The organism is Rathayibacter sp. PhB151, assembly GCF_004366415.1.
Classification (GTDB): domain Bacteria; phylum Actinomycetota; class Actinomycetes; order Actinomycetales; family Microbacteriaceae; genus Rathayibacter; species Rathayibacter festucae.
Genome location: NZ_SOEN01000008.1, coordinates 383,173 through 406,938, shown reverse-complemented (window position 1 = coordinate 406,938; position 23,766 = coordinate 383,173). Strand labels below are relative to the sequence as shown.

The following is a 23,766-nucleotide window of genomic DNA, read 5'->3' as shown; positions in this document are numbered from 1 at the left end:
GGCCGATGGATCTTGATGCTTCGAGCTTGTTATCGAGCGTGGCCTGGAGGGCGTCCGCGGGAACCGCGGATTGGTGCCTATCCGGCTTTCGTGCCGGTGGAACCCGACAAGTAGATTCATCACTCTGATCCCTGCTCTCCCCGCGACACTCGTCGATGCCGGCCGGCGCCGATGAAGTCGATCGGAGGGTGTCATGGATGTCGTTTACGAACGTGCCGCGGGCTTGGATATCTCTAAAAGAGATGCGAAGGTCTGTCTGCGGCTCCCGGCAGGGCGGCGGAATCAGTTCACGAAGACCGTGACGACGTATGGGTCCACGGTCTCCGAGATAGAGCGACTGCGGCAGGACTTGGAAGCGGCCGAAATCGAGGTCGTCGTGATGGAAGCGACGGGTGATTACTGGAAGCCGTTCTTCTTCACGCTCGCGGAGACATTGAACGTGGAACTCGTGAACGCCCGGCAGGTGAAGAACATGCCGGGCCGGAAAACGGATGTCCTGGACGCGCAATGGCTCGCCGAACTCGCCGCTCACAACATGCTTCGCAGCTCGTTCGTGCCCCCGGAACGGATCCGGGAGCTCCGCGATCTGACCCGCACCCGCCGCCACCTCGGGCAGGAGCAGCACCGCGAGTGGGCTCGGCTGGAGAAGAACCTCGAGGACTCCGGCATCAAGATCAGCTCCGTCCTCTCCACGCTAGGCAGCCAAACAGGCCGGCGGATCCTGGACGCCCTGGTCGCCGGGGAACGGGACCCGGAGGCCTTGGCCGCGCTCGCGCACGCATCTTTAGCGAAGAAGACGCCGGCGTTGATCGAATCCCTGCGAGGCAGATTCCGGGATCATCACGCTTTCATGGTGCGATTGCACCTTTGCGCCGCATCGACGCGATCACCGAAGATATCGCAGCGATCACCTCTCAGATCGAGAGGGTGATCGAACCCTTTCGAGGAACCCGGGAACTCCTGATGACGATCCCGGGCATCAAAGAAAACGCAGCAGACACGATCATCGCCGAGATCGGCGCGGATATGAGTGTCTTCCCCACCGCAGGACACCTCGCCTCCTGGGCAGGAGTCGCACCAGGTCTCCATCAATCAGCAGGCCGCATCAAATCGGCGCACATCAATCCCGGCGACGCCTACCTCAAAGCCGCTCTTGGAATCGTCGTCTTCACCATCATCCGCTCCAAGAACGGACGCCTCTACGCGAAATACCGGCGAGTGAGCTACCGAACCGGCGGACTCAAAGCTGTGGTCGCCATCGAACACACTCTTCTCACCATCATCTGGAACATGCTCCGCAACGGCGTTCCCTACGACGAACTCGGATCCGACTACTACCGCCCTCGCCACCCTGAACGCACCCGAGACAACGCCCTCCGAACCCTCGCTGCCCTCGGCTACGACACCACCCTCACCCCCAGAACCGCGTGAAAGGTCACCATCCCTTTCCAAGTAGATCCACTGTCATTCGGTGGGCGGGTCTCGATACGCCGCTGCGCGGCTACTCGACCAGCATGCAGGGGGCGGTCAGTCGGCGATGGCCGGGGTGCCCGGGTCGAAGTGGGCGCCGCGGGTGGAGCGGTACCAGGGGGCGAGGCGGTCGGGCGAGACGGCGACCATGGCCGCGCCGGTGAAGCCGGCGTCGTTGCCGAAGCGGGCGGAGACGATCTCGGTGCCGAGGTCGAGGAAGCGGGCGAACTCGTCGAAGACGTGCGCGGCCGCTCCGCCGATCACGAAGAGCTGCGGCGAGAGCAGCATCTCGAGGTGCCGGTAGTAGACGTTGAGGCGGCCCGCCCACTCCTCGAGGGTGATGCCCTCGCGGCGGACGGCGGAGAAGCCGACGCGCGGCTCGAAGTCGGGACCGTCGATGTGCACGTGGCCGAGCTCGGAGTTGGGGATGACCTCGCCCTCGTAGACGAGCGCGGTGCCGATCCCGGTGCCGAGCGTCGTCAGCAGGCAGAGGCCCTCGCGGTCGCGCATGGCGCCGAACTCGCGCTCGGCGACTCCGGCCGCGTCCGCGTCGTTGACGACGACGACGTCGACGCCGGTCGCCTCGGACAGCAGGGCCTGCGCGTCGATCCCGACCCAGCGCTGCGAGACGTGGGTGGTCTGCCGCACGACGCCGCCGCGGACGATGCCGGGGAAGCCGACGCCGACGGGCGTGCCGGCGATCGGCGAGACGTCGCGGACGATGCCGGCGATGGCCGCGGCGAAGTCCTCGGGCTCCTTGCCGACGGGGTTCGCGACGGCGAAGCGGCGGGCGGCGCGCTCGCCGGTGGTCACGTCGACGAGGGAGGCCTTGATCGAGGTGCCGCCGATGTCGACGCCGACGGCGAAGCGCGGGAGGAGGCCGTCCTGGGGCTGGGTCACGGATGCTCCGTCTGGGAAGTGGTGGCGAGGGCTGACCTCGGGCTCGCGGGAACGCGCACGGCTCGCCGGATCACAGGATCCCGACGAGCATTGGACGAGTCTACGAGCCGGAGGTCCGAGCGGGCTCGGAGGTGGCGTCGAGGCCGTCCAGGAGGTAGGCGATCACCGGCTCGTAGAGGTGCACGGCGAGGCCGTCGTCGATCGGGACGACCACCTCGATCGAGCCCTGCGCCTCGGCGACGAAGACGGCGGGATCGTTGCAGTCGGCGATCGCGATCGTCGGGAGGCCGCGCCGCCCGGCCGCGCCCGCCCAGCCGTGGTCGGCGACGACGAGGTCGGGGCGGATGCCGAGCTCCTGGAGCTCGTCGAGCAGGGCGTTCATCGGCTCGGCCGAGTGGGTGTGCTGCAGGCTGCCGCCGCGGTAGGCGCAGGTGACGCCGCCGGTGCACCAGAGCCGCTGGTGCTCGTCGGCCAGAGTGACCCGGATGCCGTCAGGGCGCGCGAACGGGAGGGTGTTCACGTCGATCACGCGGGCGCCCGCCGCCGTCGCGGCCGCGGCGAGCCGGCGGTAGACGTCCAGCAGGGTCGCGGGGTGCGCGGTGGCGAACAGGATCAGCGCGCCCTCGCGCACGGCGCGGGCGAAGCGGTCGCGGTAGGTGTCGAGCGCGGCGACGGTGAGGGCGGCGTCGATCCGGTCCTGGCCGTGCTCGAACGCGGGGTCGGTGCTGATGCCGACCCGCTCCCCCATCAGGGCGAGCAGGCTCTCGACGTCCCAGTGCTCGGCGACGTCGACGCCGTAGAGGTGGGCGGGCTCACGGGCGGCCAGGCGGCGGAGGTTGCCGAGGTTGCTCGCGCGGCCGGTGAGGACGGCGCCGGTGAGGAGCGACTCGTCGAGGAGCGCGGCGAGGGCGGCGGCGGACAGCGGCATGCGGAGGGGCCTTCCGGTGGGGGTCCCTCGAGCGTAGTTCGAAACTCGTGCTTGACGAGTGACAGTCGCCGATATATCGTTAATAAATCGCCGACAGATCGTGAGCACTCGCTCCGACGGGCGAGACGGATTTCGAGAGGAATCCCCTGACACGAGAAGAGACACCATGAACACCAGGAACTCCTTCCACGACCACAGCGACCGCTTCGACCGCTCGCACGGCGACCACGGCCACGGCGGCCACGGCGGCCACGACCAGCCCGGCCGCCGCGAGCGCCGCGGCCCCGGCGGACACGGCCGCGGCTTCGGTCCCGGCTTCGGCTTCGGCCCGGGCTTCGGCGGCTTCGGCCCCGGCTTCGGCGGCCCCGGCTTCGGCCGCGGCGGCGGACGGGCCCGACGCGGCGACGTCCGCGCCGCCCTGCTCTCCCTCCTCGCCGAGAAGTCCTCGAACGGCTACGGCCTGATCAAGGCGATCGCCGAGAAGACCAACGGCTCGTGGCGCCCCAGCCCCGGCTCGGTCTACCCCACGCTCCAGCAGCTCGTCGACGAGGGCCTCATCACGGCCGTCGGCGAGGGCCGCGGCACCGAGTACCAGCTCACCGACGCGGGCGGCACCTACGTGCGCGAGCACGCCGACGAGCTCGCCGCCGCCTGGGAGGCCACTCCCGGCGCGAGCGACGCGGACCGCGAGTTCGTCGAGAACATCGGCAAGCTGATGGGCGTCGTCCAGCAGTTCCGCGGGGCCTCGGAGGCGCAGCGCGCCGCCGCCTCCGCGAAGCTCGACGAGACCCGCCGCGCGCTGTACCTGATCCTCGCCGACTGACGAGGCTCGGCCGCCGGATGCCGGTCGAGCGGCCCTGCCTCATGCTGGTCGAGCAGCCCCGCCTCATGGTGGTCGAGTAGCCCCGCAGGGGCGTATCGACACCCGACGTTGTCAGAAGGGCGGGTCTGCAGACTCGACTTCTAGCGGTGGGGGATCTCGATACGCCCGCTGCGCGGGCTACTCGATCAGCAGGGCGGCGATCAGCAGGCTTGACGACGGACGCCCCTCGCGCACTCGCGCGGGGGGCGTTCGTCGCGTCAGCGGTAGGAGGCGGCCAGGCGGGCGAGGCCCTCGTCGAGGGTGACCGCGGGCGTCCACTGGAGGTCGGCGCGGGTCGCTCGCTGGTCGAACCAGTGCGCGGTCGAGAGCTGCTCGGCGAGGAAGCGGGTCATCGGCGGCTCGTCCTCGCCCGGGCGCACCGCCCAGACACGCTCGACGAGGGAGCCGGCGGCGCGCGCGACGCCCGCGGGCACCGACCAGCTCGGCGGCTGCACGCCGGCGGCGCGGCAGATCCCGGCGAGCAGCTCGGCGACCGGCCGCGGCTCGCCGTTGGTGACGACGTACGCGCGGCCGTGCACCGCCTCCGCCCGGCCGAGCGCGGCGACGATCGCCGAGGCGGCGTTGTCGATGTAGGTGGAGTCGATCAGCGCCTGGCCGTCGCCGAGCAGCGGCAGCCGGCCGGTGCGGGCGCGCTCGACGATGCGCGCCACGAGCTGGGTGTCGCCCGGCCCCCAGACCAGGTGCGGGCGCACCGCGACCACGGCGAAGCCCGGCGTATCCGCGGCCAGCGCCAGCAGCTCGGCGCGCGCCTTGGTGCGCGCGTAGTCGCCGCGGGCGCGCTCGGGATCGGCGGGCTCGGCGCCCTCGCCGATGATCGAGGCGCCGGAGTGCGCGACCGACGGCGACGACACCTGGACGAAGCTCCGAACGCCGGCCTGCGCGGCCGCCGCCAGCAGATCCTGGGTCCCGTCGACGTTCACCCGGACGAAGTCGGCGGGATCGCCCGCGAGCGACACCTTCGCCGCGAGGTGCACGACTCCCTCGCAGCCCTCGACCGCGGCCTCGACGGCGCCCGCGTCGGCCAGCGAGCCGCGGACGTCCTCCACCCCGCTCACTCCCGAGGGACGGCGCTGGAACGTGCGGACCTCGTGCCCCTCCGCGACGAGTCGCGCCGCGACGGCGCCGCCGAGCAGCCCGCTCGCGCCGGTGACGAGGACCCTCACGGCGCGACCACCCGGCCGCCGGCGAGGATCGACTCCGCCCAGCGCGCGAGCGCGGCCCGGTCGATCTTGGAGTTGTGCCGGATGTCGGTCGGCAGCGCCGGCACGACGAGCACGGCCGCGACCGGTGCGCCCACGGCCGCGCGGACCTCGGCGGCGAGCTCCTCGGAGGCGAGCTGCGTGCGGCGGGCACCCTCGTGCCGCTCGACGACGGCGACCAGCTGCGCGACTCCGCGGGGCCCGACGCCGACGATCGCGGCACGGGAGACCGCGGCGACGCGCGCCTCGATCCGCTGCTCCGGCCCGACGGGCGTGACGACGCCCTCGGCGGTGACGATCACGTGCGGCAGCCGGCCCTCGACCCAGAGTCGGCCGTCGGCGTCGATCCGCCCGACGTCGCCGGTGCGGTGCCAGCGCTCGCCTGCGACGGCGCCTCGGCGCGCGGCGCGGTCGGTCAGCCAGAGCCGCTCGTAGTGGTCCTCGACGTGCCCGGCGGAGACGACGATCTCGCCGGTCACCCCGACGAGCTCGGCCAGCTCGGGAGCGGCCTGTCCGTCGTCGTCGAGCGGAGCGATCCGGAGGCGGACGCCCGCGGCGGGAACGCCCACGCAGACTCCCCCGCGCGGATCGTCGTCGGCGGCGGCCGCGCGGATGCCCTCGAGCGACGCGTCGGTGAGCAGCAGGCCCTCGGTCATCCCGTAGGGCGTGCGGGCCGAGGCGTTCGGCATCAGCGCCTGGGCCTGCGCGAGCAGCCCCTCGGCGACGGGGGCGCCGGCCGAGAGGAAGGTGCGGACGCCGGCGAGCGCGCGGTGGTCGTCGGCGTCGAGGTCACCCGCGGTGGCGACCACGTTGGCGAGCGCGGCCGGCGAGAGGAAGAGGACGGTCGCGTCGACGCGCGCCGCCGCCGCGGCCACGGCGCGTGCGGTGAGCGTCCGCGGCGAGGTGACGTCCATGTCGGGCGTCGCGGAGCGGGTGCCGAGTGCCGGGCCGAGCAGGGCGAACGGCGCGAAGCCGGCGACGAGTCCGGTCCCCGGTCCGATGCCGTACTGCCGGGCCAGGGCGTCGCGCACCCCGGCGAGCTGGCGGTGCGTGTAGACGACGCCCTTCGCGGGGCCGGTCGAGCCGGAGGTGAAGAGGATCGCGGCGGTCGCGTCGGCCGCGGGCGCCTCGCCGAGCGCGTCGGCGGAGGCGTCGAGCTCCGCGCGCCCGAGCTCGATCAGCTGCCCGAGCGAGGTGTCCACGCCGAGCGCGCGGGCGGAGGCGCGCGGCAGGGTCTGCGTGGAGACTCGGCCGCCCGGCCAGCCGAGCGCGCGGGCGACGGCGAGGCCAGGCAGTGCGCCGACGACGAGGTCCGGCCAGGCGCCGCGGACCGCGCGGGTCAGCCCGCGCAGGCCCAGTCCCGCGTCGGCGACGACCACGACGGCCCCGATCCGCAGGCAGGCGTAGAGCAGGGCGGTGAGGTCGGCGCCGGGTGGCACCAGCAGCGAGACGCGGTCGCCCGGAGCGACGCCCGAGGCGCGGAGCCCCGCGGCCAGCTCGCGGACCCGCTGCGAGAGCAGCCGCCAGGACACCGAGCGCGGGCCGCCTCCCCCGGGCGGAGCCATCTCGACCAGCGCGAGCGAGTCGTCCTCGACGCGCTCGTCGAGGTGCCGCCAGAACGGCTCGATCGGCACGGTCGGGCGCTGCACATCGGGCGCCTGGACACCGGCGGTGACGTCGCCGAGCCAGGTCAGCACCGCGGCGGAGTAGTCGACGTCCTCCGCGAGCAGGTGGCCGGTGCCCTCGAAGCGGTGCACCTGCGCGTGCGGGAGGCGGTCGACGAGGTCGTCGAGGTAGCGGTCCGAGAAGATCGGGTCGAGCGGGCCCCAGAGCAGCAGCGCCGGGGTCTCCAGAGCGCGGACGCCCGCGGCGATCCGCTCCAGCTCGGTGTGGCTCGGGTGCGCGGGGCCGACCGGGATGTCGGCGACGAACCCGCCGACGCCGCCCCGTCGCTCCGCCGAGCGGTAGGGCGCGCGGTAGCCGTCCTTGACCGCGGCCGGGATCGCCGGGTGCCCGAGGGCGAGCGTCGTCTCGAGGAACGCGGGCGTGCCGACGGTCGAGGCGCCGAGGACGCCGGAGGCGAGCGCGAGCCGCAGCGGCGCGGGGATGGGAGCGTCGGCCGCCTGGTGGATCGCGGTGTTGAGCAGCATCGTGCCGCGCAGGAGCTCGGGGTGGTCGACCGCCCAGCCGAGCGAGACGACTCCGCCCCAGTCGTGGCCGAGGGTGACGACGTCGCTCAGGCCGAGCACGTCGGTGAGGTTCGACAGCTCGCGGACGCGGTCGGCGAGGGCGTGCAGCTCGCCGGTGCGCTCGGAGAAGCCCATCTCGAGCTGATCGACGGCGACGACCCGCCAGGCCGGCTCGCCGCGGCGGGCGGCCGCGACGGTGGCGGCGGCGAGGGCGCGCCAGAGGTAGGACCAGGTCGGGTTGCCGTGCACGCAGAGGATCGTGCCGAGCGGCTCGACGTCCCCCAGCGCCTCGTGCGTGTCGAGCAGGTGCCAGCGGCGCGGGACGCCGTGCGCGTCGGGCGCGTCGACGAGGCGCGACCAGGACGGATCGAGGCCGTCCAGTCCCGCCGGCGGCAGCTCCGCCGCCGAGGTCGAGCCGAGTGCGCGGCGGATCCTGGCGGCCGGGTGCCGGCCGGCGGCGACGCTCACCAGGCGATCTCGAGCATCGCGGTGTTGATGCCGGAGCCGACGCCCAGCAGCAGGACGCGGTGGCCCGGCTCGAGGGTCTTCGACTCCTGCGCGAGGGTGATCGGGATCGACGCGGGGCCGACGTTGCCGAGGGTCGGGTAGGTGGTGGGGACCAGCTCGGGGTCGATGCCGACGGCCTTCACGAAGGCGTTGGTGTGCACGTCCGACACCTGATGCATGATGTAGCGGTCCATCCCGCCCCAGCTCCAGTCGCGCTTCGCCTCCTTCCAGGCGGAGACGACGAGCTCCATGCCGCCCTTGAGCAGCGCCTTCGCGTCGGTGAACATCCCGTCGACGCTGCCGACGCAGAGCTCGTTGAACTGGGTGGCCGCGCGGGTGATGCCGCCCAGGATCCGGTGGCCCTTGGGGTGCTCGTCGGCCGGGCCGAGGATCGCGGCCGCGGCGCCGGACCCGAGGGTCAGGCTCGCGAACTCGCTCATGAAGTCCTTGCGCTTGATGCCCTCGCGGCTGAGGCGCTCGATGGTGTTGACCTGGATCTCGTCGGCGTCCTCGCCGTCGATGATCATCGCGTACTTGATCTGGCCGGAGTCGATCAGCTGGGCGGCGAGCGTCATGCCGTTGACGAAGCCGAGGCAGGCGTTCGCGATGTCGAAGTTGATCGCGGAGGAGGGCAGGCCGAGCCCGTGGTGCAGGCGCACGGCGACCGAGGGCTCGAGGTGCTTGCGGGTGACCGAGGTGTTGATGATCAGCCCGATCTGGTCGGGCCGGATGCCGGCCTCGGCCAGCGCGCGCTTGCCCGCCTCGATCGCGGCGCCGTCGAAGCCCTGCTCGGGGCCCCAGTTGCGCCGCTCCTGCACGCCCGCGACGCGCTGGAGGAGTCCGGTGGGGAGTCGCAGCCGCTTCAGCGCCGGCGCCAGTCGCGCGTCGATCTCTTCCGACGTGGTCACCCGGGGGGCCATCGTGGTTGCGACGGACAGCAATGCGACGTTGCGGTGCGTGGTCGTTGCGTTTCCGTCCAACGGAACTCCCTATCGAGTTGTCGATCTCGGCATGTGCCCCCGTGATTTTACGCTGTCGTTCACCCGACGCTTGCTGGACGCGGGCTGGACGGCGGCGACATGCACACTCCGGGGGCCTGCTGCGCGCTCTGGCGCGGAATCGCGCGCGTTTTCGCGGAGGTGCTCCACGATGGCCACAGCCGACCCTCCGGTGTCAACCACCCGACGCTCGGGGCACCTCCGGCTCGCAGAACCGACTTCGGCTCGCAGGAACAGCCGGATTCCACGAGCCGAGGCCGGAATAGCGAGCCGGAGGTGTCGGCGCAGCAACAGGCGGCCGAGGTTCGGCTCGCGGAGACAGCCCCGGCTCGCCAGAACGGCTGGATTCCACGAGCCGGGGCCGAAACTGCGAGCCGGAGGTCCGCGCCACCGACGTTCGGCTCGTGGAAACCGCCCCGGCTCGCCAGAACAGCCGGATTTCACGAGCCGTGACCGAAAGTGCGAGCCGGAGGTCCGGGCCGCGGACGTTCGGCTCGCGGAAACCGCCCCGGCTCGCCAGAACAAGCGGATTCGACGAGCCGTAACCGGAACTGCGAGCCGGAGGTCCGGGCCACCGACGTTCGGCTCGCGGAAACCGCCCCGGCTCACCAGAACAGGCGTATTCCACGAGCCGTAACCGGAACTGCGAGCCGGAGGTCCAGGTCACCGGCATTCGGCTCGCGGAAACAACCTGGGCTCGCCAGAACACGCGGATTCCACGAGCCGAGGCCGGAATCGCGAGCCGGAGGTGTCGGCGGAGGATCGGGCGGCCGAGGTTCGGCTCGCGGGACCAGCTCCGGCTCGCCGGAACAGCCGGATTCCACGAGCCGTGACCGAGAGTGCGAGCCGGAGGTCCGAGCCGTCGACGCTCGGCTCGCGAAAACAGCCTCGGCTCGCCGGAATTGGCGGATCCCGCGAGCCGAGGCCGGAATCGCGAGCCGGAGGTGTCGGCGGAGGAACGGGCGGCCGAGGTTCGGCTCGCGGAGACCGCCTCGGCTCGTCGGAGTCCGCCGGTCTCGCGAGCCGTAGCCGGTTTCGCGAGCCGGAGGTGCGAACGGAGGTGCGAACGGAGGGGAGCCGGAGGGGAGGTGCGGACGACAGCCGCGGGGTGCGCGAGCGGGGTCAGGTGCCCATCGCCCAGGGCTCGCGGTCGCCGCGGAGGCGGGCGGCGAGCGCCATCGCCTGCTCGTCGGTGAGGGTGGCGACGTAGTCGACGACGCCGCGGGCCCGGCCGAGGCGCTGCAGAGACTCCGCGTCGACCCGCGGGCGGCCGCGCTCGCCGGCCGGCAGCCACTCGGGGCGGTCGGCGCGGAGGCGGAAGTAGCCGTCGGTCGCCAGCTCGATCAGGTCGAGCAGCTTCTGCGGGGCGCGCGGGCCGTCGCGCGGGTCGTCGAGCCAGGCGTCGAGGTGGGTGACCAGCGTCCCGAGCACTTGCGACTGGCCGCGCTGATAGGTCGCGAAGTCGGGCCGGTCGATCACGAAGCGGGTGTGCACGAACTTCAGCACCGCGACGTCGTGCCAGGCGTCGGGCAGGAGGGTCAGGTGCCCGGAGCGCACGTTCGGCTCGGCGAGCACGAGCACCGAGCGCTGCAGCCGGCCGATCCAGGAGGAGACGAACGACTCGATCGCCCGCTCGGTGCGGGTGGAGCCGTCGAACGGGACCGCGAGCAGGCCCTCGACCAGCTCGGCCGAGACCCGCTCGACGGAGGAGCGGAAGTGCTCGTCGCTGGCGATCCACGGGTCGCGGGCCACCAGACGGCGCCGCAGCATCTCCAGCGAGTGGCCGGGGGCGCGCGCCCACAGCTCGTCGGCGTCGAGGGCGGCCAGCGCGTTCTGCTCGCGGAGGAAGGCGCGGAACTCCACGGCGACGGCCGCCTGCTGCAGCACGCCCGCGCGGTAGAAGTCGTCGAGGTCGTGCAGCGAGTAGGCGATGTCGTCGGCGACGTCCATCACCGAGCACTCGAGGGTCTGCTGCCAGGGCGCGATCGCGGTGAAGCCGGTGCGGGAGTCGAGCAGGTCGTCGAGGTCGAGGGTGTAGGCCGAGAACTTGGGCGGCGCGGTCTCCCAGCGGCTGGCGGTCGAGCCGCGCGGCAGCTCGGTCGGGTCGGCGGTCTCGAGGTCCGGGCGGCAGACGGTGCGGCCCCACGGGTACTTGAGGACCGCGGCGCGCGAGGCGGCGGTGAGGTTCAGCCCCGCCTCGACCGTCTCGCAGACGTCGAGCTCGGAGAGGATCCGGAACGACTGCGCGTTGCCCTCGAAGCCCTCCTCGAGGCCGAGCTTCTCGCGGGCCAGGCGGTCGAGCGCCTGCTCGCCGAGGTGCCCGAACGGCGGGTGGCCGAGGTCGTGCGCGCTGGCCGCGGCCTGCACCACGACCGGGTCGCAGCCGCCGAGGCGCTCGACCAGCTCGCGCTGAGCGGTGTCGGTGGTGGTCAGCTGCATCGCGATCGCGCGGGCGACGGCGGTGACCTTGATGGAGTGGGTCAGCCGGTTGTGCACGACCTGGCCGACGCCGGAGGGCGAGATCACCTGCGTGACCGCGGAGAGCCGGGCGAAGTAGGGCGAGAAGCGGATCCGCTCCAGGTCGACCCGGTACTCCGGGAACTCCTCGCCGGTGGCGAAGCGGTCGACGGGCTCCGGCGTGCGGCGGTCGCGGCGGGTGTCGTGCGCCCGGTCGTCCGCGTGCGCTCGGTCGTTCGCGGGGGGCAGTGCCGGTGTCGCCTCGTGCATGGGCCCACCCTACGGGCGGAGCTCCCCCGGCTCTCCGCGGCCCGGCTCGTCCCGCCCCGGCTCCTCGCGCTCGAAGCGACCGCGCGGCGCCACCGCGATCAGCACGGCGGCGGCGACCACCGCGCCGAGCACGTACGCGGCGATGTCCAGCCAGGAGAAGGTGCTGCCGACGACGAGCCGCAGCGGCGGCCACAGCTCGACCAGTCGGGCGGCCGCTCCGATCGCCTGGAGCTGCTCCATCGCGATCGACCAGGCGAGGGCGATCCCCGCGGCGGTCACCGCCGGGATCCGCGGCAGCAGCACGCAGACCAGCAGCGCGACGAGCACGACGTAGAGGACGCTGCCGGCGACGTCGGCGAGCAGGCCGACCAGGAGGAAGCGCAGGGCGAGCCCGAGCGCGAGCGCGCCGATCGCGGCGAGCGCGAACGGCAGCCGGGCCCTCATCGAGCGCCGTGCGCGCGGCGCACCCGGTCGAGGGCGAGGAGGAAGGTGCGGTCGTCGGCGACGGTCCAGCCGAGCGGCCCCGGTGTGGCGACCACGAGCGGCACCAGCACGCGGCGGCGCGCCCGCGCGGCGAGGGCGGCGGCGGAGGCGCGGGCCGCCTCGGAGACCAGGCCGCGGAAGCCCTGGCCCGCGGCGGCGCCCCGCTCCGGCCGTGCCGCCGTCACAGCGAGCACGACGGCGCGGACGCGGAAGGCGCCGTGCGCGACCGTGCCGACCTCGACCGAGAGGACGTCGCTCCAGTCCGCGATGGCCAGGGCGTCGGCACGCTCCCCGGCGAGCGCCGGTCCGTCCGGACCCAGGGTGACGACGCCCGTGGCGTCCGGTGCGACGGCGGCGGCCGGGGCCGCGATCCGCCGCAGCGCCCGGTCGAACTCGCGGCCGCGCAGCAGTGCGACCCCGTCGGCGACCGCCGCGAACTCGGCCAGCCGCCGCCGGTTCGCCGGGGACGTCTGCCGCAGCTGCGCGGCGAGCGCGCCCCGCGCCCGGCGGACCTCGGCCGGCGAGGTGATCAGTGCGGTCGGCTCGAAGCGGCGCCGCGGGGGCAGTGGATCGGAGGGCAGCGGATGCGCGGAGGCGTGCGGCGGCGGGGCGCCCCAGTCGGGCGTCGGTGCGGCGGCCATGTCCCCTCCCCCGGAGCACTCGGGACCGCGGCGCTCCTCCGTCGATTCTCCCGCCTTCCGCCTCCGCCTTGCCCGCGAGCGCCGACGGGCTTACGATGGGAGTACCCCCGGGGGGTATCCCTCCACCGGGTCCCCCGCCCCACGCAAGGAGAACAGCATGACCGCGCACCTCGATCTCGGACTCACCGCTAAGGGAGCCGTCGGCGGGTCCGGGGGCGGCTGCGGGTCGGGCGGCGCCTGCGCCTGCGGCGGTCACGACTCCGCGCACGCGTCCGGGCACGGCTCCGCCGCCGGCGGCGCCTCGGTGCAGAGCTTCGGCGTCGCCGGGATGACCTGCGAGCACTGCGTCCGCAGCGTCACCGAGGAGCTCGCCGCCTACCCCGAGGTCGACAGCGTCGACATCTCCCTCCTCCCCGACGGCGTCTCCACCGTCACCGTCGGCTCCTCCCGTCCGCTCGGCCGCGAGGAGATCGCGGCCGCCGTCGCCGACGCCGGGTACCGCCTCGCGCCCCTGGCCTGACGTGGCCGACGCAGCCGCGACCGGCCGCTCGGAGAAGCCCGCCGAGCTCGAGCTCGCGATCGGCGGCATGACCTGCGCGTCCTGCGTCGCCAAGGTCGAGCGCCGCCTGGACGCCCTCCCCGGCGTCCGAGCGAGCGTCAACCTCGCCCTGGAGCGCGCCACGCTCGCGCTGCCCGAGGGCACCACGGCCGCCGACGCGATCGCCGCGGTTGAGGCCGCCGGTTACACGGCCACGGTCTCCGGAGCGGCGCCCGCGGCGGACGACGGCACGGACGGAGGCACGGACGACGGCGCCCCGTCCCGCGAGGAGGAGGCCGCCGAAGCCGAGCGCCGCGTCCTGCGCACCCGCCTCACGGTCTCGGCCCTGCTGGCCGCGCCGGTCGTGCTGCTGTCGATGATCCCCGCGCTGCAGTTCGCGAACTGGCAGTGGCTCTGCCTCACCCTCGCCGCGCCCGTCGCCGTCTGGGGCGCCTGGCCGTTCCACCGCACCGCCTGGCGGGCGCTGCGGCACGGGACGACCACGATGGACACCCTGATCAGCCTCGGCACCACCGCGGCCTTCGCCTGGTCGCTCTACGCCCTCTTCCTCGGCGACGCCGGCCGGCCCGGAATGAGCATGCCGTTCGAGCTGCTCGGCACCCGCTCCGGCCACGACGAGATCTACCTCGAGGTCGCCGCCGCGGTCCCCGTGCTGGTGCTGGCCGGCCGCTGGCTCGAGGCCCGCTCCAAGCGCGACGCCGGCGCCGCGCTGCGCGCACTGCTGAGGCTCGGCGCGAAGGAGGCGACCCGCGTCGCCGCCGACGGCTCCGAGGAGCGCGTCCCCGCCGCGACCCTCGCGGTCGGCGACCGCTTGCGCGTGCGGCCCGGTGAGGTCGTCGCCGCCGACGGCACCGTCCTCGACGGCTCCAGTGCCGTCGACGCGAGCCTGCTGACCGGCGAGAGCGTGCCGGTCGAGGTCGGGCCCGGCTCCGTCGTCACCGGCGGCGTGCTCAACGCGCACGGCGTGCTCACCGTCCGGGTCGACCGCGTCGGCTCCGACACGACCCTGGCCCGGATGGGCCGCCTCGTCTCGCAGGCGCAGGCCGGCAAGGCGCGGGTGCAGCGCCTCGCCGACCGCGTCTCCGCCGTCTTCGTGCCGGTCGTCGTCCTGCTCGCGCTGGCGACCCTCGTCGGCTGGCTGCTCGCCGGGGCGGACCTCGCCGCCGCCGTCTCACCCGCCGTCGCCGTGCTGATCGTCGCCTGCCCCTGCGCGCTCGGCCTCGCCACACCGACCGCCGTCCTCGTCGGCACGGGCCGCGGCTCGCAGCTCGGCATCCTGATCCGCGGACCCGAGGTGCTCGAGACGAGCCGCCGCGTCGACACGGTCGTCCTCGACAAGACCGGCACGCTGACCACCGGCGCCTTCACCGTCGCGGCGGCGAGCGACGACGAGTCGCTCCGCCTGCTCGCGGCCGTCGAGCGCGGCTCCGAGCACCCCCTCGCCGCCGCGATCGTGCGCGGCGCGGAGGAGCGCGGGCTGAGCATCCCGGAGGTGACCGGGTTCCGCGCGAGCGCCGGCTTCGGCGTCCGTGCACGGGTCGACGGCCGCCTCGTCGTCGCCGGGCGCCTGCGCTGGCTCGACGAGCAGTGGGGCTACGCACCCGGCGACCTCGCCGCCCGCGCCGAGCAGGCCGCGGCCGACGGCGGCACCGTCGTCGGGATCGGCTGGGAGGGCGAGCTGCGCGGCTTCGCCGTCCTCCGCGACGAGCCGCGGCCCGAGGCGGCGCGCACCGTCGCGTCGCTCCGCTCCCGGGGGCTCCGCGTGCTGATGCTGACCGGCGACAACCCGCGCGCGGCGTCGGCCGTCGCCGCCGCGGTCGGCCTCGACGAGGTGATCGCCGAGGTGCTGCCGGAGGAGAAGCTCGCGGTGATCGAGCGGCTGCGCTCCGAGGGCCGCACGGTCGCCTTCGTCGGCGACGGCGTGAACGACGCGGCCGCCCTCGCCGCCGCCGACCTCGGCATCGCGATGGGCGCCGGCTCCGACGCGGCGATCGAGGCGAGCGACGTCACCCTGGTCGGCGACGACCTCGCCCGCGTGCCCGACGCGCTCCGGCTCGGCCGGCGGACCCTGGGCGTCATCCGGGGCAACCTGTTCTGGGCCTTCGCCTACAACGTGGCGGCGATCCCGCTGGCGATGGCGGGCCTCCTCGGCCCGCTGGTCGCGGGAGCGGCGATGGCGTTCTCCAGCGTCTTCGTGGTGCTGAACAGCCTGCGGCTGCGCTCGTTCCGCGCGGAGTGACGTGCACGGAGTGACGTGGTTGGCTGGGTCCATGCGCACCGAGACCCGCCAGGGCGTCCCCCTCCTCCTCGTCGACGACGACGGGCCCGCCCTCTCCACCTCGGAGGACGCGCTCGCGGTCATCGGCGAGATCTACGGCAGCGACGCCGAGACGATCGTCGTCCCGGTCGGCCGCCTCGATCCGGAGTTCTTCCGGCTCCGCTCCGGCATCGCCGGCGAGTTCGTGCAGCGCTTCGTGATGTACGGCAAGCGGCTCGTGGTCGTCGGCGACATCACCGAGCAGGTCTCGGCCTCGAGCACCCTGCACGACTTCGTCGTCGAGTCGAACCGCGGCGACCACCTCTGGTTCGTCCCCGCGCTCGACGCCCTCGACGCCCGCCTCCGCGACTCCGCGACGGCCGAGGAGCCCGGCGCCGACGGCGGGGTGGAGCCGACCCCCGGCCCCGCGCTCTGATGCCGGACGGGCGACCCACCGCGCCGATGCTGCGGCTCGACGGCCCCGTCCGGCTGCTGCTGCTCGCCGACACGCACCTCCCCAAGCGCGCGAAGGCACTGCCCGACGAGGTCTGGCGGGCGGTCGACGAGGCCGACCTGGTCGTGCACGCCGGCGACTGGGTGGACGAGGCGGCGCTCGACGCCCTCGAGTCGCGGGCCGCGCGCCTGCTCGGCGTCTGGGGCAACAACGACCCCGCCGGGCTCCGGGCGCGCCTCCCCGAGGTCGCCCACGCGGAGATCGCCGGCCTCGACGTCCGCGTCGTGCACGAGACCGGCCCCGCCGCAGGGCGGGAGGCGCGCGCCGACGCCGCCCACGCCGGCGCCGACCTGCTCGTCTTCGGCCACAGCCACATCCCCTGGGACTCGCGGACCGCGGCCGGGATGCGACTGCTCAACCCCGGCTCGCCGACCGACCGCCGCCGTCAGCCGGCCTGCACGTACCTCACCGCGGTCGCCGAGGACGGCGAGCTGCGCGACGTGCGCCTCGTCGCGCTACCGGTCCGCGTCCCCGCCCGCTGAGGGCCAGCCCTCCTGCCGCGCGAGCGATCCTTCCCGCCGCGCGAGCGCGGGGCTACGCTCGCCGCATGATCGAGGACGCCGTTCCGCTCGTGAGCCACCGGGTCGGCGACGGCCCCGCCCTCGTCCTGCTGCACCCGGGCGGCACCGATTCGCGCTCGCTCGAGCCGCTGGTGGCGCAGCTGCAGGGCGACTACACACTGCACCTGCCCGACCAGCGCGGGCACGGCCGCACGGCCGACACCGGCGCTCCCCTGAGCTTCGCCGCGATGGCGCGCGACACGATCGCCCTGATCGAGTCGCTGCCCGGCGCCCCCGTGCACCTCCTCGGCCACAGCGACGGCGCGATCGTCGCCCTGCACGTCGCCCTCCGTCGCCCCGACCTCGTGGCGAGCCTGGCCTTCTCCTCCGGCGTCTTCCACCGCGACGGCTGGCTGCCCGGCGTGCTCGACGGCGAGGCTCCCGACTTCCTGAGGGACGGCTACGCCGAGGTCTCACCCGACGGCGCCGCGCACTGGGACGTCGTCGTCGCGAAGCTCGACGCGCTGCACGCCAGCGAGCCGGAGCTCACCACCGCGGACCTGCGCGGCCTCGCGGTGCCGACGCTCCTCCTCTTCGGCGACGACGACGAGATCCGCTCCGAGCACGTCCTGGCGATGTACGACGCGATCCCGGACGCCGAGCTGGCCGTCGTCCCGCGCGCCAGCCACGGCGTGATCGTGGAGAAGCCGGACCTCGTCGCCCGGCTGGTCCGCGACTTCCACGACCCCGGAAAGACCGACGGCTTCGCGCCGATCCGCCGCGCCTGAACGCCCGCCTTCGAGACCGCTCAGCCGCGGCACGACCGGTTCGGGCCGGCGGCGCAAGGGGGTCACAGCGGAATACGGTCGGCCTAAGCTCTCGGAGATGACCAGCTCACACGACCACCCCGATTCCGCGCACCTGCGTCCGGACGGTCTCGACGACGCCACCGTCGCTGCGCTGGGCAAGCTCTCCGAGGCGCTCGAGACCGTCGAGCACGCGCGCGGGCTCCTCTACGGCTTCCACCGGCTGACCGGCGCCGCGGACCTCGCGCTCGGCGAGGCAGTCGACGCCTTCCGCGAGGCGGGGCGCGACGAGCTGGCCGACACCCTGGAGAAGGAGCTGGTCGGCCGCAACGTCATCGAGGGCCGCTGGACGTTCCAGATCGTCGAGGACTACGACGACGGCTACTACGCCGCCTTCCGCGACCAGGAGCGCGCCGCGCGCGACGAGCTCGCCGCCGGTCGCCGCCACCTCTTCGAGTCCGAGATGAAGGAGGACCGTCGCTCGCACGGTCTCCGCCACCACGAGTCCCGGCCGGATCCCGAATGAACTCCGTGATCCGGATGCACGCCTCCCCGATGCGCGTGCGCGCCGTCACCCCCGGCTCCGAGCGGCGCGGGGCACCGACGCCCGCTCCCACGACGCGGCGCACCAGCCTGAGCATCGACGGCCGCCGCTTCCTGCTCGCCCTCTCCTTCGACACCGAGGAGCTGGAGAAGAAGCTCGTCGAGGCCGTCCGCGAGCGCGGCGGCATGGTGAGCTTCACCGTCGCCGGTGACCGCGAGGTCTGCGTGCTCGTCTCCCCGGGTGTCGCCGTCATCCTCGAGCACGAGGACGTGCCGGTCGACGAGTTCGATCCGGACGACGCCTCGGTGCAGTACGACGACGTCGAGTACCTGACCTAGGTCGCGGGCCGCTCCTGCGCGGCTCTGCTCCTGCGCCACTCCGCGCTGTCCGGTCTTCTCGAGTTCCTCGTTATTGACACGAGTAAACCCGCGTGCTGAACTGGGTCCGCCGCGCCACCGATCGTCGTCGGCATTAGGAGAGAACCATGACCTTCACCCTCGGAATCGTCGGCGCCGGCCAGTTCAGCCGCCACTTCGCCGATCTCTTCCACCGCCACCCCGGAGTCGGCGCGATCACCGTGACCGACGTCCTCGACAGCCGCGCGGAGACGCTCGTCGAGTCGGAGGGACTGGCCGGGACGCACGAGAGCTTCGAGGCGATGCTCGCCGATCCGGCGGTCGACGCCGTCGCCCTGTTCACGCAGCGCTGGACCCACGGGCCCCTGGTCGCTCGGGCGCTCCGCGCGGGCAAGCACGTCTACTCCGCCGTCCCGATGGCGAGCGACGCCGACGAGATCGCGGAGATCATCGAGCTGGTCTCCGCGACCGGCCTGACCTACATGATGGGCGAGACCAGCCAGTACAACCCGGCCACGGTCTTCGCGCGGCGCAAGCACGAGGAGGGCGCCTTCGGCCGAGTCTTCTACCTCGAGGGCGACTACCTGCACGACATGGACCACGGCTTCTACGACGCCTACCGCTACAGCGGCGGCGACGACTGGAAGTCGACCGCCAGCTACCCGCCGATGTGGTACCCGACCCATTCCATCGGCGGCGTGCTCGGAGCCGTGCCGATGCACGCGACCAGCGTGAGCTGCACGGGCATGCGCGACCACCTCGACGACGGGGTCTTCGACACCGACGTGAGCATGTTCGGCAACGACTTCTCGAACATGACGGCGCTGTTCGAGCTCGACGGCGGCGGCTCCATGCGCATCAACGAGTTCCGCCGGGTCGGCTACCCGTCCTTCCTCCGCGAGAGCCGCTTCCGCTTCTTCGGCACCACCGGCGTCTTCGAGCAGCTCGTGCAGACGAGCGTCTGGCAGACCGGCGAGGGCGTCGAGGACGTGACCGAGCAGCTCGCCACGACCGCGACGATGGCGGACGACGACCCGCGCCTCGAGAACGTCTCGCCCGCCCTGCGCGCCGCCTTCGTCAGCGGCCACGCACCGGTGCACGAGGAGGAGGCCGCACGCCTCCCCGGCGAGCTGGAGGGCGCGCCGAACGGGCACGAGGGCTCGCACCACTTCCTGGTGGACGACTTCGTCCGCGCCGTCTCGACCGGCACGCTGCCGACCGTGAACGCCTGGGTCGCCGCTCGCTACACCCTGCCCGGACTCGTCGCGATGGAGTCCGCCCGGCAGAACGGGGCCCGACTGCCCATCCCCGACCACGGCGACGCCCCGGTCGCGGTCGGCGAGCCGCTCCCGGCGTCGGCACGGGTCTGACGCACTGAGCGGGGGGCGGGCGCCGTGCCCGCCCCCGCTCAGAGTGCCGGGTCCGGACTCCCGGCGAGGAACGGCTCGAAGGCGTCGGCACCGTCCGGGCCGACCCAGTCGTACTCGAGGACGTCGTCGCCCGCCGACCACCGCGACGGCGTCGGCGAGTGCAGCCAGTCCAGCGGAGCGACTCCCCCGGGCGTGCCGCCGTCCAGCGCCAGCCGCAGCGCCTGCGCGAGGTCGGCGTCGACGGCGTCGGTCCGCGTCGCGGGATCGACGGAGACGAAGAGCGCGGTCCCGCTGCGGGCGATGAGGTCGAGGAACCGGCGGTTCAGCGCCCAGTCGGTGGCGGTCGTGCTGGGCACGCAGTCCGCGTCGAGGGTGAAGAACGCGTCGTGCTGCGCGAGGCGGAACGCCAGCGCGTTGACGCCGACGCGGCGGGTGCGGTCCCAGTGCAGGCCGGAGGTGTCGTCGCCGACCCGCTGGGCGTGCACGAGCCCGGCGGCGAGGTGCCCGACGATGTTGCAGCCGAGCACGAGCGCCTCGCCGGCGGCCGCGCGCACCGTCGCGTAGAAGCGCACGAGCGCCTCGGCCGTGGTGACGGAGGGGTCGTGCAGCGCGGGCCCGGAGCCCGGCGCCGCGCCGAAGTCCGGTCCCCACGAGCCGAGGAGGTCGTAGGTCGAGAAGTCGTGCTTGATCAGCTCGAAGCCCCAGGCGCTGAGGCGGGCCGTGTCCTCCGCGACGAGCTCGAGGACGGCGGGCGAGCTGGGGTCGAGGGCGAGCGCCCCGTCCCGCCCGGCCCGCACTCCCTCGATCGGCTCCTCGCGCGTCAGGAGCGGCCGGAACCAGACCCCCGGCCGCACGCCCTCGGCGCGGACGGCCTCCGCCGCCTCGGCCATGTCGGGAAAGCGGTCCGGGCGACCCGCCCGCCAGGGACCCGGTGAGGCCGCGAGGCCGTCGGCCGTCCCGGCGGAGCTCCAGCCGTCGTCGACGACTCCGAACGGGCGCACCGCGTGGTCGCCGACGAGGTCCGCGATGGTGCGCGCGTCGCGGACGACGGCGGCGAGGCCGAAGTCGCGCCCGTAGGCGTAGTACCAGTTGTTCGCGCCGACCAGGGGCCCGCCCGTCGTGAGCGGCTGGGGGCAGAGCCGGCGGAGCAGCGACCGCTGGACGGCGAACGCGCCCTCCCTCCCGGAGACGACGTGCACGATCGCCGCGGTGAGCACGCGGTCGCCGGGGACGACCGCCGCGCCGCCGCTGCGCAGGTCGAGGGTCAGCGTGACTCCCCGTCGGTCGACCTGCCAGAAGGCGAACGAGGCGCCGCCCACCTCGACGCCCCAGCCGTCGGTCGTGCCCGTGCGCGGGTGGTGCACGAGGGCCGTCCAGGGCAGGATCCGCTCGGCGCGGACGCCGCGCCACTCGAGCTCGCCGTAGGAGCGCTCCCACGCGTCCCCGAGCACCAGGCAGTCCTCGGGGATCGCCGCGGCCCAGCGCAGCCGCACCCGAGAGACGGCGGCGACGGCTCCGACCTCGACGCGCAGACCGCCGGAGCCGGTCTCGACGAGGTGGACGCGGACGCCCGAGCCTCGGACGTCGGCGAAGGCGCCGTCGGGGTCGATCTGCACGGCGATGCGTGCGGGATCCACGGGCGGAATCGTCATGATGCTCTCTCTCCGACCCGGCAGCACTGCTCGGAGCCGAGCATGACTGTAGTTATGTAAGTACATTCTTTCAACAGTTGAATTCCTCCCGGTTACTCGTGTAGCTTCCTTCGCAGCACGCTCCCTCCGCACCGCGGAACGGGCGCCACCTCACCTGCTCGGACTATGACGAAGGAGTCATCTCTTGCTGCTTTCACGACGGTCGACCGCGCGACGAACCGGGTGCGCACGATGACGGCTCTCCGCGAGGGGCGCACCCGGCAGGGCAGCGGGAAAGGCACCGGACAAGGCACCGGCGCGGTCCGGATCCGCCCGACGATGTCCCTCGGGCGACGCCGCGCGCGCCGCTCCGAGCTGCTCGTCGCGCTCGCCTTCATCCTCCCGGCGGCCGTCGGCTTCGGGGCCTTCTACGTCGTCCCCACGATCCGCGGCATCTACCTGAGCTTCACGGACTACAACCTGATGAGCGCGCCGTCGTACATCGGGTTCGACAACTACGTGCGCCTGGCGACGGACCCGCTGTTCTGGAACTCGGTCGGCGTCACCCTCGAGTACGTCCTGATCAACATCGTCGTCCAGACGGTCGTCGCGGTCGGCCTCGCCGTCCTGATGCACCGCCTCACCCAGTCCGTGGTGATCCGCGGGGCGATCCTGCTGCCCTTCCTGATCTCGAACGTGATCGCCGCGATGATCTGGTTCCTCCTGCTCGACTACCAGCTCGGCCTCGTCAACAGCGTCATCGAGAACCTCGGGCTCACCCGCATCCCGTTCTTCGCCGACTCGAACTGGGCGATCCCGACGATCGCGCTCGTCAACGTCTGGCGGCACATGGGCTACACCGCGCTGCTGGTCTTCGCCGGCCTGCAGCTCATCCCGAGCTACGTCTACGAGGCGGCCGCGATCGACGGCTCGAGCGAGTGGCGCTCGTTCTGGAAGATCACCCTGCCGCTGCTGCGGCCGGTGCTCGCGCTGGTCCTCGTCGTCACCGTGACCGGCTCGTTCCAGGTCTTCGACACGGTCGCCGTAACCACCCGCGGCGGCCCGGTGAACGCCACACGGGTCATGCAGTACTACATCTACCAGGTCGGCTTCGGCGAGAACGACTTCGGCTACGCCAGTGCGATCTCGGTCGTCCTCCTCGTCATCCTCGCCGGCGTCGCGCTGATCCAGCTCCGGCTGCTGCGCGCCGATCAGTCCGACCTCGCCTAAGGAACGCCGATGACCACTGCAGCTCCCGTCGCCCTCGATCCCGCCGCCGCGGCCTCCCCCGCGCCCGCTCCCCGGCGCACCCGGCCCGCCCGCCGGCCCTCCGTCGGCCGCGTCGTCGCCTGGATCGCGCTGATCCTCGCCCTCGTCGTCACCCTCTTCCCCTTCTACTGGATGGTGCGCACCGCGTTCTCGACCGGGAACGCCCTCGCCACCGACACCACCTCGCTGCTGCCCGTCGACTTCACCTGGGGCGCCTTCGCCCGGGTCCTGGGCTTCTCCACCCAGGAGCAGGCCCTCGCCGAGGGCGGGTCGGGCGCCTCCGTGAACTTCTGGCTCTACCTGCGCAACTCGGTCGCCTACGCCACCCTGGTCACCCTCGGCCAGCTGCTCTTCTGCTCGCTGGCCGCCTACGCCTTCGCGCGACTGCGCTGGCCCGGCCGCGACGCCGTCTTCTTCCTCTTCCTCACCGCGCTGATGGTTCCGCCGATCTTCACCGCCCTGCCCAACTTCGTCCTGATGCGCGATCTGGGGCTCCTCAACTCGTTCATCGGACTCTCGCTGCCGACGCTGCTGATGACCCCCTTCGCGGTGTTCTTCCTGCGTCAGTTCTTCCTCGGCATCAGCCGCGAGATCGAGGAGGCGGCCGAGCTGGACGGCGCGGGGAAGCTGCGGATCTTCTTCCGCCTCATCGTGCCGATGAGCACGGCGCCGCTCGCGACGCTGGGCATCCTCACCTACATCAACACCTGGAACGACTACTTCTGGCCCCTGCTCGCCGGCAACACCGAGGAGAGCCGGGTCCTCACCGTGGCCCTGGGCGTCTTCCGCTCGCAGACCCCGGGCGGCAGCCCCGACTGGGCCGGACTGATGGCCGCGACCCTCGTCGCCGCCATCCCCGTCCTCCTCCTCTTCCTCGCCTTCGGCCGTCGCATCGTCGACTCCATCGGCTTCTCGGGCGTCAAGTGACGCGCCCGCGCTCCCCTTCTCCTCTCCCTTCCTCCTCCCCTCTCCCCTCCTCTTCTCCTCTCCCTTCTCCTCTCCCCTCCCTTCCCTCCCGTGCAATGAAGCAGCAGA

General features: G+C 73.2%; 20 protein-coding genes and 1 pseudogene. 12 read left to right on the top strand and 9 right to left on the bottom strand.

The genetic code is table 11. From position 1 onward, the window contains the following. Positions 1 to 193 precede the first annotated feature (193 nt). Positions 194 to 1,431 (top strand): annotated as a pseudogene (locus EDF35_RS15570) (IS110 family transposase). A 96-nt stretch (positions 1,432 to 1,527) separates the two neighbouring features. On the opposite strand, the gene EDF35_RS15565 reads toward EDF35_RS15570, so the two are convergent. Continuing rightward, positions 1,528 to 2,370, bottom strand: a complete 843-nt coding sequence (locus tag EDF35_RS15565; protein WP_133962985.1) for an ROK family protein — start codon at positions 2,368 to 2,370, stop codon at positions 1,528 to 1,530. A 100-nt stretch (positions 2,371 to 2,470) separates the two neighbouring features. Next, positions 2,471 to 3,298 carry a phosphatase gene (locus EDF35_RS15560; protein WP_133962984.1) on the bottom strand — a complete coding sequence of 276 codons (828 nt, stop codon included), beginning with the start codon at positions 3,296 to 3,298 and terminating at the stop codon, positions 2,471 to 2,473. A gap of 166 nt (positions 3,299 to 3,464) precedes the next feature. Between EDF35_RS15560 and EDF35_RS15555 the strand changes: the two genes are divergently transcribed. Beyond that, positions 3,465 to 4,121 (top strand): PadR family transcriptional regulator, encoded by a 657-nt coding sequence (locus EDF35_RS15555; RefSeq protein WP_133962983.1) that lies wholly within the window; start codon positions 3,465 to 3,467, stop codon positions 4,119 to 4,121. 257 nt (positions 4,122 to 4,378) lie between these two features. On the opposite strand, the gene EDF35_RS15550 is transcribed toward EDF35_RS15555, so the two are convergent. The 6 genes from EDF35_RS15550 to EDF35_RS15525 form a co-directional block, all read right to left on the bottom strand. Further along, positions 4,379 to 5,344 carry an NAD-dependent epimerase/dehydratase family protein gene (locus EDF35_RS15550; protein ID WP_133962982.1) on the bottom strand — a complete coding sequence of 322 codons (966 nt, stop codon included), beginning with the start codon at positions 5,342 to 5,344 and terminating at the stop codon, positions 4,379 to 4,381. After that, positions 5,341 to 8,037 carry an alpha/beta fold hydrolase gene (locus EDF35_RS15545; protein WP_243840008.1) on the bottom strand — a complete coding sequence of 899 codons (2,697 nt, stop codon included), beginning with the start codon at positions 8,035 to 8,037 and terminating at the stop codon, positions 5,341 to 5,343. Before EDF35_RS15545 ends, EDF35_RS15550 begins: the two co-directional genes overlap by 4 nt. Further along, complete coding sequence (locus EDF35_RS15540) at positions 8,034 to 9,056, bottom strand: 3-oxoacyl-ACP synthase III (protein WP_123446645.1); 1,023 nt, start codon at positions 9,054 to 9,056, stop codon at positions 8,034 to 8,036. The genes EDF35_RS15545 and EDF35_RS15540 overlap by 4 nt, the downstream gene beginning before the upstream one ends. Before the next feature lie 1,140 nt (positions 9,057 to 10,196). After that, complete coding sequence (dgt, locus tag EDF35_RS15535; protein ID WP_123446646.1) at positions 10,197 to 11,801, bottom strand: dGTP triphosphohydrolase; 1,605 nt, start codon at positions 11,799 to 11,801, stop codon at positions 10,197 to 10,199. A gap of 9 nt (positions 11,802 to 11,810) precedes the next feature. Further along, positions 11,811 to 12,245: a DUF2809 domain-containing protein gene (locus tag EDF35_RS15530; RefSeq protein ID WP_133962981.1), complete on the bottom strand. Its 435-nt coding sequence runs from the start codon at positions 12,243 to 12,245 to the stop codon at positions 11,811 to 11,813. Continuing rightward, on the bottom strand, positions 12,242 to 12,925 hold the full coding sequence (locus tag EDF35_RS15525) for a hypothetical protein (protein ID WP_123732799.1): 684 nt from the start codon (positions 12,923 to 12,925) through the stop codon (positions 12,242 to 12,244). Before EDF35_RS15525 ends, EDF35_RS15530 begins: the two co-directional genes overlap by 4 nt. A 157-nt stretch (positions 12,926 to 13,082) precedes the next feature. Between EDF35_RS15525 and EDF35_RS21275 the strand changes: the two genes are divergently transcribed. The 8 genes from EDF35_RS21275 to EDF35_RS15485 all read left to right on the top strand — a co-directional run bounded on the left by EDF35_RS21275 (position 13,083) and on the right by EDF35_RS15485 (position 19,831). After that, a complete protein-coding gene (locus tag EDF35_RS21275) occupies positions 13,083 to 13,445 on the top strand; it encodes a heavy-metal-associated domain-containing protein (RefSeq protein WP_133962980.1) in 363 nt (120 codons plus the stop codon). Position 13,446: 1 nt separating this feature from the next. Further along, positions 13,447 to 15,723, top strand: a complete 2,277-nt coding sequence (locus EDF35_RS15515; RefSeq protein ID WP_279587529.1) for a heavy metal translocating P-type ATPase — start codon at positions 13,447 to 13,449, stop codon at positions 15,721 to 15,723. Positions 15,724 to 15,754: 31 nt separating this feature from the next. Next, positions 15,755 to 16,177, top strand: a complete 423-nt coding sequence (locus EDF35_RS15510; protein WP_123446650.1) for a DUF4180 domain-containing protein — start codon at positions 15,755 to 15,757, stop codon at positions 16,175 to 16,177. Next, on the top strand, positions 16,177 to 16,737 hold the full coding sequence (locus tag EDF35_RS15505; RefSeq protein ID WP_243840007.1) for a YfcE family phosphodiesterase: 561 nt from the start codon (positions 16,177 to 16,179) through the stop codon (positions 16,735 to 16,737). Before EDF35_RS15510 ends, EDF35_RS15505 begins: the two co-directional genes overlap by 1 nt. 65 nt (positions 16,738 to 16,802) lie before the next feature. Further along, a complete protein-coding gene (locus EDF35_RS15500) occupies positions 16,803 to 17,543 on the top strand; it encodes an alpha/beta fold hydrolase (protein ID WP_133962979.1) in 741 nt (246 codons plus the stop codon). 97 nt (positions 17,544 to 17,640) lie between these two features. Next, positions 17,641 to 18,087, top strand: a complete 447-nt coding sequence (locus EDF35_RS15495; RefSeq protein ID WP_133962978.1) for a hypothetical protein — start codon at positions 17,641 to 17,643, stop codon at positions 18,085 to 18,087. Next, positions 18,084 to 18,443, top strand: a complete 360-nt coding sequence (locus EDF35_RS15490) for a hypothetical protein (RefSeq protein ID WP_123446653.1) — start codon at positions 18,084 to 18,086, stop codon at positions 18,441 to 18,443. Before EDF35_RS15495 ends, EDF35_RS15490 begins: the two co-directional genes overlap by 4 nt. 146 nt (positions 18,444 to 18,589) lie before the next feature. Further along, the gene (locus EDF35_RS15485) at positions 18,590 to 19,831 is read left to right on the top strand and encodes a Gfo/Idh/MocA family oxidoreductase (RefSeq protein ID WP_133962977.1); all 1,242 of its coding nucleotides are present in this window, start codon (positions 18,590 to 18,592) and stop codon (positions 19,829 to 19,831) included. A 38-nt stretch (positions 19,832 to 19,869) separates the two neighbouring features. On the opposite strand, the gene EDF35_RS15480 is transcribed toward EDF35_RS15485, so the two are convergent. Then, positions 19,870 to 21,468 carry a hypothetical protein gene (locus EDF35_RS15480; protein WP_208323082.1) on the bottom strand — a complete coding sequence of 533 codons (1,599 nt, stop codon included), beginning with the start codon at positions 21,466 to 21,468 and terminating at the stop codon, positions 19,870 to 19,872. A 333-nt stretch (positions 21,469 to 21,801) separates the two neighbouring features. Here EDF35_RS15480 and EDF35_RS15475 point away from each other — a divergent pair, with 333 nt between their 5' ends. Next, positions 21,802 to 22,692 (top strand): sugar ABC transporter permease, encoded by an 891-nt coding sequence (locus EDF35_RS15475; protein WP_133963049.1) that lies wholly within the window; start codon positions 21,802 to 21,804, stop codon positions 22,690 to 22,692. Positions 22,693 to 22,701: 9 nt separating this feature from the next. Further along, the gene (locus EDF35_RS15470; RefSeq protein WP_133962976.1) at positions 22,702 to 23,658 is read left to right on the top strand and encodes a carbohydrate ABC transporter permease; all 957 of its coding nucleotides are present in this window, start codon (positions 22,702 to 22,704) and stop codon (positions 23,656 to 23,658) included. Positions 23,659 to 23,766 lie beyond the last annotated feature (108 nt).

Bases quoted from the DNA above. Each gene is read 5' to 3' on its own strand.
- EDF35_RS15505 (WP_243840007.1), top strand. From the start codon at position 16,177: ATGCCGGACGGGCGACCCACCGCGCCGATGCTGCGGCTCGACGGCCCC.
- EDF35_RS15495 (WP_133962978.1), top strand. From the start codon at position 17,641: ATGACCAGCTCACACGACCACCCCGATTCCGCGCACCTGCGTCCGGAC.
- EDF35_RS15470 (WP_133962976.1), top strand. From the start codon at position 22,702: ATGACCACTGCAGCTCCCGTCGCCCTCGATCCCGCCGCCGCGGCCTCC.
- EDF35_RS15485 (WP_133962977.1), top strand. From the start codon at position 18,590: ATGACCTTCACCCTCGGAATCGTCGGCGCCGGCCAGTTCAGCCGCCAC.
- EDF35_RS15510 (WP_123446650.1), top strand. From the start codon at position 15,755: ATGCGCACCGAGACCCGCCAGGGCGTCCCCCTCCTCCTCGTCGACGAC.
- EDF35_RS21275 (WP_133962980.1), top strand. From the start codon at position 13,083: ATGACCGCGCACCTCGATCTCGGACTCACCGCTAAGGGAGCCGTCGGC.
- EDF35_RS15555 (WP_133962983.1), top strand. From the start codon at position 3,465: ATGAACACCAGGAACTCCTTCCACGACCACAGCGACCGCTTCGACCGC.
- EDF35_RS15475 (WP_133963049.1), top strand. From the start codon at position 21,802: ATGTCCCTCGGGCGACGCCGCGCGCGCCGCTCCGAGCTGCTCGTCGCG.
- EDF35_RS15490 (WP_123446653.1), top strand. From the start codon at position 18,084: ATGAACTCCGTGATCCGGATGCACGCCTCCCCGATGCGCGTGCGCGCC.
- EDF35_RS15530 (WP_133962981.1), bottom strand. From the start codon at position 12,245: ATGAGGGCCCGGCTGCCGTTCGCGCTCGCCGCGATCGGCGCGCTCGCG.
- EDF35_RS15500 (WP_133962979.1), top strand. From the start codon at position 16,803: ATGATCGAGGACGCCGTTCCGCTCGTGAGCCACCGGGTCGGCGACGGC.
- EDF35_RS15525 (WP_123732799.1), bottom strand. From the start codon at position 12,925: ATGGCCGCCGCACCGACGCCCGACTGGGGCGCCCCGCCGCCGCACGCC.
- dgt (WP_123446646.1), bottom strand. From the start codon at position 11,801: ATGCACGAGGCGACACCGGCACTGCCCCCCGCGAACGACCGAGCGCAC.
- EDF35_RS15560 (WP_133962984.1), bottom strand. From the start codon at position 3,298: ATGCCGCTGTCCGCCGCCGCCCTCGCCGCGCTCCTCGACGAGTCGCTC.